Below are 9,247 nucleotides of genomic sequence, written 5' to 3' on the forward strand. Positions count from 1 at the left end.
ATTGTAAATTTTAGTAAAGAAGAGAAAATAAAAACACTTCTCATTTATATTGCCTGCAATTCTAAGACGAAAGGTCTATTTGAGGTGTTGGCAATGGTATTTAAATATTCAGTTATAGGTTTAGCTGTAGGCTCGGCATTAATGGCTATGCCGGTTATTGCAGAAGTGGCGAGCGATAAAAATATTGAGCGCATCAATGTGACTGGCCGTACTTTTAACGACTATAAAGTCGGTAGTGCATCGGGTGCCATGCGTGGCGATATCGACTTAATGGATACTCCACAGTCAGTTAATGTTATCCCTGATTTTGTGACTGATGAACAGTTGGCAACCAATCTAGCGGAAGTATTAGTTAATGATTCGAGTGTGACAGCGGGAACCACACGCTGGAACCGTCAAGTCTTCAGTATCCGCGGCTTCGAGCTCGATTCGGGTAACGGTTATCTTATTAATGGCCATCAACAATGGTCTCACTACGTACAACCAATTGAAACTTTACAGCAAGTCGAAGTATTGAAAGGTCCTTCGAGCATGTTGTACGGCCAATCTGGCCCTGGTGGTTTAGTGAATATGGTCACTAAGAAACCGACCTATGATTCAATGCTCGATTTAGGTTTTGATACTGATGGTTTTGGTTCGACCCGTGCTCAGCTAGATGCGGGCGGCAGTTTAAATGATGCTCAGAGTCTTCGTTACCGCGGCGTGTTAGTGAAGCAAGACACAAAATACTGGCGTGAGTATTCCGCTAACGATGAGAATCAAGAGCGTGACCGTTGGTTGGGCTACTTAAACCTAGAATTTGATGTCAGTGATGATGTTCTGTTATCGGTTAAGTACGATCATACCCAAGATAAAGCGGGTATTGATGCGGGTGGGTGGTTAGATAAACAAGGTAATGTTATCGGTGAACGTAAAACCGTATGGGATGCACCTTGGGCCTTTACCGATAACACAGTCTCTAACTTAGGTGCCGATCTAACTTGGCAGATGAGTGATGATTGGAAAGTCAAAGTTGGTTATAACGATCAGCAGTTTAATCGCCAACGTTTAGACTCTGCGCCAAGCTTAAATAAAGGCTCTGAAGATCCATATAAAGATGGTTACACCATAAACCCGTTTGATCGTTATGACGATTGGCAGCATAAAACGGCCTATGTGGATTTCACGGGTGAATTTTCTTTGGCAGGAATGGAGCATCAATTCCTTATTGGTGCTAACTATTTAGACTATTTCTATCAGCAGCAAATTCAGAAAGGCAAAAGTCAGCCCGTAATTCCTGGGCAACCAATTATTCAGCAAGATCTTGATTATCACCAAGGTAAGCTAAGCAACCCAAGCGAATACAAGTATTACGGTTTCTATTTACAGGATTTGATGACGCTTAATGAGCAATGGAAATTGCTTGCTGGTGTGCGTTACGACGAACAGAAGAAAGACGGAGAAGGTGAAAACAGCTATGCTGTGTCGCCTAAGTTTGGGGTAATTTACTCGCCAATGGCTAATGGTAGCATTTACGTTAATTATTCAAAAAGCTTTACACCACAGGGTTCAGTAACCAGTTCTGAAGATGTCAATCATGGAGATAACCTGAAACCTGAGTACGGTACTCAATATGAACTAGGGACTAAATGGGAGTTATTTAATGACAGCCTACTGCTAACAGCAGCCCTTTTTGATATTACGGTTTCTAATGTCACCACAGTACAAGATATTCCTGTAACGAATGAAGGAGATAAAACGATCACTACCCAAGGTGGTGAGCAGCATCATCGAGGTTTTGAAGTTGGCGCCCAAGGCCAGTTAGGTGATAGCTGGTTTGTGACTTCTTCTATGATGTATTTAGATGCTGAATATAATACCGGTGCAGGCAAAATAGGTGGCAAGAACTTAGATGGTAAAACCCCTATTGATGCCCCTGAGTGGTCGGCCAATATCTGGACCCGTTACGAAGTGACAGACAACTTTGCGATGAACTTTGGTGCTATTTATGTGGGTGAACGTTTTGCTGATGCTGATAATACCATCACCAAAGATGGTTATGTGCGTTTCGATATAGGTGCAGCCTACACTATGGATATCATGGGTAAAGATGTCAGCATACGTGCCAACGTCAGAAACCTCTTCGATACTGAATATTTAGACGGTGGCAGCGATAAGATGGTGACTATAGGTCAAGATCGTAACTTCAGTGTTGCTGTTGAAGCTAAGTTCTAATACTTATTAGGATTTTTAATCTATTTAAAGCAGTTTATCTCTAAAGGATAAACTGCTTTTTTATTGGTTGGTTTTTAAGTTCACAATTTTAAATTAATTAAAATGACTCGTGATCGTGCGAAAGAGTGCTTCGTATGACTAGCAAAAAAGTTTCGTTTCACTATAATGCACCTTTCGAATCGAAACTTAACTGAAAGGTTTTATGAATAAACGAAACACACAGCAGCGTCGCCACAGCATAATCACCATATTGAACGAACAGGGTGAAGTGAGCGTTGATGAACTGTCGTTACGTTTTGAAACCTCTGAAGTGACTATTCGTAAGGATCTCGCCGCGCTTGAGAAAACGGGTTTATTATTGCGCCGTTACGGTGGCGCCGTGGCTATTCCAGACGAAGTTACTCAACAGTTCTCTGCCAAGATCGCGCCTAATAAACTTTCTATTGCGAAAACTGCCGCGCAGCTGATTAAAGATCACAATCGCATCATTATCGATAGCGGCACTACGACGTCAGGCTTGATTGAACAGCTGAATGATAAGCGTGGGCTGGTGGTCATGACGAATGCACTGCACCTTGCCAATGCCATCCATGAACTCGAAAACGAGCCAACCTTATTGATGACCGGTGGCACTTGGGACCCGCATTCTGAATCCTTTCAAGGTCAAGTCGCCGAGCAAGTGTTGCGTTCATATAATTTCGACCAACTGTTTATCGGTGCCGATGGTATCGATCTTGAACGCGGGACCACCACCTTTAACGAGTTAACAGGTCTAAGCAAAGTGATGGCCGAAGTTTCCCGCGAAGTGATCGTTATGGTCGATTCAGACAAAATCGGCAAGCGGATCCCTAACTTAGAGTTACCGTGGTCCAAGGTCAGTGTGTTGGTCACCGACTCACGTATCGACGAGAGTGCGTTAAAACAAATTTCAGATCAGGGCGTGCGAGTTATGTTAGCGCCCTATGCTCATTAGACAAAATAGCTTAACAACTTTATAGGTAAAGACTATGTGTGGAATCGTAGGCGCCGTGGCGCAAAGGGATGTGGCTGAAATTCTGGTAGAAGGCTTACGCCGTTTAGAATATCGCGGATATGACTCCGCAGGCGTTGCCGTTATTCACAATGGTGAACTCAACCGTACGCGCCGCGTTGGCAAAGTACAAGAGTTGTCGGCTGCGCTTGAAACTGACCCATTAGCAGGCGGAACCGGTATCGCGCACACTCGTTGGGCAACCCACGGTGAGCCGAGTGAGCGTAATGCTCATCCGCATTTATCGGAAGGTGATATTGCCGTGGTGCACAACGGTATTATCGAAAACCACAATAAACTGCGCGAAATGCTTAAAGGTTTAGGTTACAACTTTAGTTCAGATACCGATACCGAAGTGATTTGTCATTTAGTGCACCATGAGCTGAAAACCCATAGCACTCTGCTTGGTGCCGTACAAGCCACGGTTAAACAACTCGAAGGCGCCTATGGCACAGTCGTTATTGACCGTCGTGATAGTGAACGTATGGTTGTTGCTCGCTCTGGTAGTCCATTGGTGATTGGTTTTGGTCTAGGTGAAAACTTTGTCGCTTCAGATCAACTTGCCTTATTACCCGTCACTCGCTCATTTGCTTTCCTCGAAGAAGGTGATGTGGCCGAAGTGACCCGTCGTAGCGTGAGTATTTTCGACTTAAACGGTAATGCCGTTGAGCGTGAAGTCAAAGAATCTGAAATTACCCACGATGCCGGTGACAAAGGCGAATATCGCCACTATATGCTTAAAGAAATTTACGAGCAGCCATTGGCACTGACGCGCACAATTGAAGGTCGTATTGCTAATAAGCAAGTGCTAGACACGGCTTTTGGTGACAACGCTGCTGAGTTTTTAAAAGATATCAAACATGTGCAAATCATCGCCTGTGGTACTAGTTACCATGCGGGCATGGCGGCACGTTACTGGTTAGAAGATTGGGCTGGCGTGTCTTGTAACGTCGAAATTGCCTCTGAATTCCGTTATCGCAAGTCGCACTTATTCCCAAATAGCCTGTTGGTGACGATTTCACAATCGGGTGAAACCGCCGATACCTTAGCGGCCATGCGCTTAGCGAAAGAAATGGGTTACAAAGCCACATTGACCATTTGTAATGCGCCAGGTTCATCATTGGTTCGCGAATCTGACATGGCTTACATGATGAAAGCGGGCGCCGAGATTGGCGTGGCATCGACTAAAGCTTTCACAGTACAACTTGCTGGCTTATTAATGTTGACTGCGGTGATCGGTCGCCACAATGGTATGTCTGATCAAATGCAGGCTCAAATCACTCAAAGCCTACAATCTATGCCAGCAAAAGTGGAACAAGCTTTAGGTTTAGATGCTGCTATTGCAGAATTGGCTGAAGATTTTGCCGATAAACACCATGCATTATTCCTTGGCCGTGGCGATCAATATCCGATTGCGATGGAAGGCGCGTTAAAGCTGAAAGAGATTTCTTATATTCATGCTGAAGCTTATGCCTCTGGCGAATTAAAACACGGCCCACTAGCGCTTATCGATGCCGATATGCCAGTGATTGTCGTTGCGCCAAACAATGAATTGCTCGAAAAACTGAAATCGAATGTTGAAGAAGTGCGTGCCCGTGGCGGCTTAATGTATGTGTTTGCCGATGTAGATGCCGAGTTCGAGTCGGATGACACGATGAAAGTGATCCCTGTGCCACACTGTGACATCTTTATGGCGCCACTGATCTACACTATTCCTTTACAGCTATTGTCGTACCATGTTGCATTAATCAAAGGTACCGACGTGGATCAACCACGTAACTTGGCAAAATCTGTAACAGTAGAATAAATAGAGGTATTTAAATGAAAACCGCCTTTATTGGCGGTTTTTTCATTTAGATTCACGACAAAATGACGATTAACTTATAGCAATAGCAAATGCTGGTGGCTTAGCTTTCTATGCTGGAATGGCATCTAGTTCGTGCTGCTTTTTTGCCTCAATGCGTTTCCACACTTTGTCATGGAAGTAAAACACTACAGTGTTAATCGCGGGTTCTACTAAGGCTACTGCGCCACCGACGACTACGCTGCCAGTTAATAAATAGGTTACGGTAAAAGCGACGCTAAAATGTAGTACAGCAAAAGTGAGTGTCTTAGTCATGATCTTGTCCTCTAAATAGGCTCCCAGCGGGAATGTTTAGATGATAACAATTCTCATTAAAATTAAAAGCCGTGTTTTCAGATTAGTTTAAACGGTTTTATCTATTTATCCGTTGTAAAAAACATAAAGCCCTCACGATGGAGGGCTTTGAGCATTTAAACGTAAATTAATACAATTCTAAAATTAGTAGTGCCAAGGGAAGGCTGAAAAATCTTGATCGCGTTTTTCGAGGAAGGCATCGCGTCCTTCCTGTGCTTCGGCGCTCGCATAGGCTAAACGCGTCGCTTCACCGGCAAATAATTGCTGACCGACCATACCATCATCAGTCATGTTGAAGCCGTATTTAAGCATACGCATAGCCGTAGGTGATTTAGAGTTAATCTCTTTCGCCCACATTAATGCTTCGGTTTCTAGCTCTGCATGGGGAACGGATTTATTAACCATACCCATGTCGAAGGCTTCATCAGCGCTGTAGTTAAATCCGCAGAAGAAGATTTCGCGGGCACGTTTTTGACCTATCATTTTGGCGAGATAAGCACTGCCATAACCTGAGTCGAAGCTCGCAACATCGGGATCGGTTTGTTTAAATATTGCGTGTTCTTTCGAGGCTAAGGTTAAGTCGCACACTACGTGTAAACTATGGCCGCCACCCACCGCCCAACCTGGCACAACGGCGATGACCACTTTAGGCATAAAGCGGATAAGGCGTTGCACTTCTAATATATGTAAGCGGCCCATTCTGGCTTGATCGGCTTTACCTTCTTCGGCGCCTTCATATTTATAGCCATCTTTGCCGCGAATACGTTGATCGCCACCTGAACAGAACGCCCAGCCACCATCTTTTGCCGAAGGACCGTTACCCGTAAGCAGTACGCAACCCACATCAGACCATTGGCGTGCATGGTCGAGTGCGATAAATAATTCATCAACGGTTTTAGGTCGGAAGGCGTTACGGCACTCTGGGCGATTAATGGCAATGCGTACTGTGCCGTGCGCTTTGGCTCTGTGGTAAGTAATATCGTCGAAATGAAATCCACTGATTTCATCCCATAGGGTGGGATCAAAAATGTCTGATACTTGTTGGGTCATGATTCATAGGCCTTTATGCTGTAATGCCTCAAAGGCTAGGCGGAATAATATATAAGGTCAATCACCTAAGTCTAAACCTTAGCGCTATATAGCAAAATCCCGTTTGCCTATGAGTCTGTAATGATTAAAGGTGATCACATAGATAAAGCTGATTATCTTTGCTAAACACTGGATGTTGAGGTGCCATAGTACCGCAATAGTTAGCCTTAAAGGCGGCAATAGACTCGGGTGTCATTGGAATTTGATTGAAGGCTTCGAGTTCTAATGTGGATAAACGTTCTATGATGTCGGTTCTTACCTTAGTCCGTTTATGGTCGATTTTAATAATTTTTGTTCCTGTCATAGAGTCAACTTTATTCTCTATTTCTTTGATCATCGCCTCAGTCTTTGCAATAGGAACATCTAATTTATCTGTTTCTGTGTATAAGTAATATAAAGCACCCGCGAGTAGCGCCAATATGATCCAACCTTTCATCTTTTAGTCCAACATAAGTGAATAACCATTAAGAATATGGGTATAATAAGCTAGTTTTCGTCCAATATTAAAGCAGTAAAAGGCTGTAACGATGAACTCAGAATCTAACAACAAGGACTATTCGAAAACCAATCGAATTAAGATTCACCAGCCAGATGCGAGTAAAGCCGATCGCTTTAATCCTCGTAATCGGATTTATGTCCGAGCAATAGACGGTTTGTGGAGTAGCGTACGTCGCCGCATGGGCTGGATTGCCATGTTATTTTTCCTGCTTTTACCTTGGATCCCTTGGGGCGACCGTCAAGCCGTATGGTTTAACTTGGGCGAACAAAAGTTTCACGTCTTCGGTTTAACGATTTGGCCGCAGGATCTCACCTTGCTTGCAGCGTTGTTTATGATCGCTGCCTTCGCTCTGTTTTTTGTGACCACCTATCTTGGCCGTGTTTGGTGTGGATACACTTGCCCCCAAACAGTATGGACCTTTATGTTCATCTGGTTCGAGGAAAAACTTGAAGGCGCACGCAATAAACGCATTAAGTTAGATCAAATGCCATGGAGCTTTGACAAACTCTGGCGTAAAACGGCAAAACATACGGCCTGGCTATTGCTCTCACTGATGACGGCGATGACCTTTGTGTCCTATTTTGTGCCAAGTCGTGAAGTCTATGTCGATGTATTTACGCTTAATGCTTCTGGCGGTATCTACTTCTGGGTTGTGTTCTTTACACTTGCCACATACGGCAATGCGGGTTGGATGCGTGAAATCATGTGTATCCACATGTGCCCTTATGCTCGTTTCCAAGCGGCCATGTTCGATAAGAATACCTTTATCGTAGGTTACGATACTAAACGTGGTGAGACCCGTGGTCCGCGTTCGCGTAAAGATGACCCAAAAGAGCTAGGCCTTGGTGACTGTATCGACTGTGACTTGTGTGTGCAGGTATGTCCTACGGGAATCGACATTCGTAACGGTCTGCAATATGAGTGCATTAACTGCGGTGCTTGTATCGATGCTTGTGACCAAACTATGGATCGTATGGGGTACGAGAAAGGGCTTATCAGCTATACCACAGAGAACAAGTTAGAAGGTATAAAGCAAAAAGTGCTGCGACCTAAGCTTGTCGGTTATGGCGTGGTATTGATGGCGATGATATTAGTCTTTATATACTCCAGTGCGACCATAGCACCTGTGCGTATGGACATCATTCGTGATCGTAACCAGCTCTATAGAGAGAACAACCAGGGTTTGATTGAAAACACCTTCACCTTGAAGATTCTTAATAAGACTGAGCAATCCCACGAATACACTATGAGTGTCGAAGGATTAGACAACTATAAATGGTACGGTCCAACTTCGGTCACTATTGCGGGTGGTGAAGTATTAACGTTACCTATTAGCGTTGGGGTTGATCCGGTTGAGCTTTCTCGTTCAGTTACTAACATCGAGATAAAAGTGAAAACTCATATCGACGGTGAAGAAGTCGAAGTTGAGCAAGAATCTCGCTTCTTCAGTCCATAGATAACAGTATTAATGATGATCTAACTGAGCGTGACTCATATAGATTGCCAGACTTAATCGAGATAAAGGGGCTTTTTAGTCCCTTTTTTATACGTATCGTTTGATAAGTAAACGTCTAAACTATTAATCGTTATTTTCCTACAAAAAGCCCTTGCACAAAATCTCCTGCTCCCTATAATGCGCATCCACTGACACGGCAGACAGCGAAAGCAAGCTGACGAGTTAGGTTGAATTGAGTSGCTTTTAAGCACTTAATTCAAGCGCAGCAAGAAGTTGWAAAATACTCCTTGACGCGRAACGGGAAATGCGTAAAATRCACGACCCTGAGCTGATGAAGCATCAGCACGACCCGCCRGCAACGGTATGTGGTCAACGCTCTTTAACAAGATAAAACAAGAAATCTGTGTGGACACTCACAGGTGTTGAGTTAATCGAAACTGCTTARCCTTCGGGTTGGCAGTCAAAAATTTAAATCAATGTAACAATGAGTGTTCATAGTAATATGTACAGTTTGTTTCTTTAGYTAGAAACAAAAAATCAGAATTCATTGAGTCGCTGAAGTCGCAAGACGGAAGCAACAAAACTTTAATTGAAGAGTTTGATCATGGCTCAGATTGAACGCTGGCGGCAGGCCTAACACATGCAAGTCGAGCGGCAGCACAAGGGAGTTTACTTCTGAGGTGGCGAGCGGCGGACGGGTGAGTAATGCCTAGGGATCTGCCCAGTCGAGGGGGATAACAGTTGGAAACGACTGCTAATACCGCATACGCCCTACGGGGGAAAGGAGGGGACCTTCGGGCC

Annotated in this window: 7 protein-coding genes and 1 rRNA gene; 5 read left to right on the plus strand and 3 right to left on the minus strand. The window is 44.2% G+C overall.

Annotated features, from left to right (window positions below):
- Nucleotides 1-93: 93 nt before the first annotated feature.
- The 3 genes from L5M29_RS19330 to glmS all read left to right on the plus strand — a co-directional run bounded on the left by L5M29_RS19330 (nt 94) and on the right by glmS (nt 5,051).
- Nucleotides 94-2,214, plus strand: coding sequence for a TonB-dependent receptor (locus L5M29_RS19330; protein WP_263164829.1), 2,121 nt, complete (start codon nt 94-96; stop codon nt 2,212-2,214).
- Between the two features lie 202 nt (nt 2,215-2,416).
- Entirely contained in the window at nt 2,417-3,187 is a 771-nt protein-coding gene (locus L5M29_RS19335; RefSeq protein ID WP_198573706.1) for a DeoR/GlpR family DNA-binding transcription regulator, read from the plus strand.
- A gap of 34 nt (nt 3,188-3,221) precedes the next feature.
- Complete coding sequence (glmS, locus tag L5M29_RS19340; RefSeq protein WP_131524527.1) at nt 3,222-5,051, plus strand: glutamine--fructose-6-phosphate transaminase (isomerizing); 1,830 nt, start codon at nt 3,222-3,224, stop codon at nt 5,049-5,051.
- A 108-nt stretch (nt 5,052-5,159) separates the two neighbouring features.
- On the opposite strand, the gene L5M29_RS19345 is transcribed toward glmS, so the two are convergent.
- From L5M29_RS19345 to L5M29_RS19355, 3 genes are all read right to left on the minus strand, one after another.
- Nucleotides 5,160-5,363, minus strand: a complete 204-nt coding sequence (locus L5M29_RS19345; RefSeq protein WP_105250772.1) for a DUF2061 domain-containing protein — start codon at nt 5,361-5,363, stop codon at nt 5,160-5,162.
- Between the two features lie 183 nt (nt 5,364-5,546).
- Nucleotides 5,547-6,452, minus strand: coding sequence for a 1,4-dihydroxy-2-naphthoyl-CoA synthase (locus tag L5M29_RS19350; RefSeq protein WP_263169523.1), 906 nt, complete (start codon nt 6,450-6,452; stop codon nt 5,547-5,549).
- Nucleotides 6,453-6,576: 124 nt separating this feature from the next.
- Nucleotides 6,577-6,927, minus strand: a complete 351-nt coding sequence (locus L5M29_RS19355; RefSeq protein ID WP_263169525.1) for a hypothetical protein — start codon at nt 6,925-6,927, stop codon at nt 6,577-6,579.
- Between the two features lie 91 nt (nt 6,928-7,018).
- On the opposite strand from L5M29_RS19355, the gene ccoG reads away from it, so the two are divergent.
- Together ccoG and L5M29_RS19365 are read left to right on the plus strand one after the other, a co-directional pair.
- Nucleotides 7,019-8,446, plus strand: coding sequence for a cytochrome c oxidase accessory protein CcoG (ccoG, locus tag L5M29_RS19360; protein WP_113941425.1), 1,428 nt, complete (start codon nt 7,019-7,021; stop codon nt 8,444-8,446).
- Nucleotides 8,447-9,032: 586 nt separating this feature from the next.
- Nucleotides 9,033-9,247: ribosomal RNA gene (locus tag L5M29_RS19365) — 16S ribosomal RNA — on the plus strand; the annotation flags it as partial.

The organism is Shewanella sp. SM95 (assembly GCF_025653595.1).
GTDB classification, from domain to species: domain Bacteria; phylum Pseudomonadota; class Gammaproteobacteria; order Enterobacterales; family Shewanellaceae; genus Shewanella; species Shewanella oncorhynchi.

Excerpts from the sequence above, each read along its gene's own strand:
- L5M29_RS19330 (WP_263164829.1), top strand. The coding sequence starts at position 94 with ATGGTATTTAAATATTCAGTTATAGGTTTAGCTGTAGGCTCGGCATTA.
- L5M29_RS19335 (WP_198573706.1), top strand. The coding sequence starts at position 2,417 with ATGAATAAACGAAACACACAGCAGCGTCGCCACAGCATAATCACCATA.
- glmS (WP_131524527.1), top strand. The coding sequence starts at position 3,222 with ATGTGTGGAATCGTAGGCGCCGTGGCGCAAAGGGATGTGGCTGAAATT.
- L5M29_RS19345 (WP_105250772.1), bottom strand. The coding sequence starts at position 5,363 with ATGACTAAGACACTCACTTTTGCTGTACTACATTTTAGCGTCGCTTTT.
- L5M29_RS19350 (WP_263169523.1), bottom strand. The coding sequence starts at position 6,452 with ATGACCCAACAAGTATCAGACATTTTTGATCCCACCCTATGGGATGAA.
- L5M29_RS19355 (WP_263169525.1), bottom strand. The coding sequence starts at position 6,927 with ATGAAAGGTTGGATCATATTGGCGCTACTCGCGGGTGCTTTATATTAC.
- ccoG (WP_113941425.1), top strand. The coding sequence starts at position 7,019 with ATGAACTCAGAATCTAACAACAAGGACTATTCGAAAACCAATCGAATT.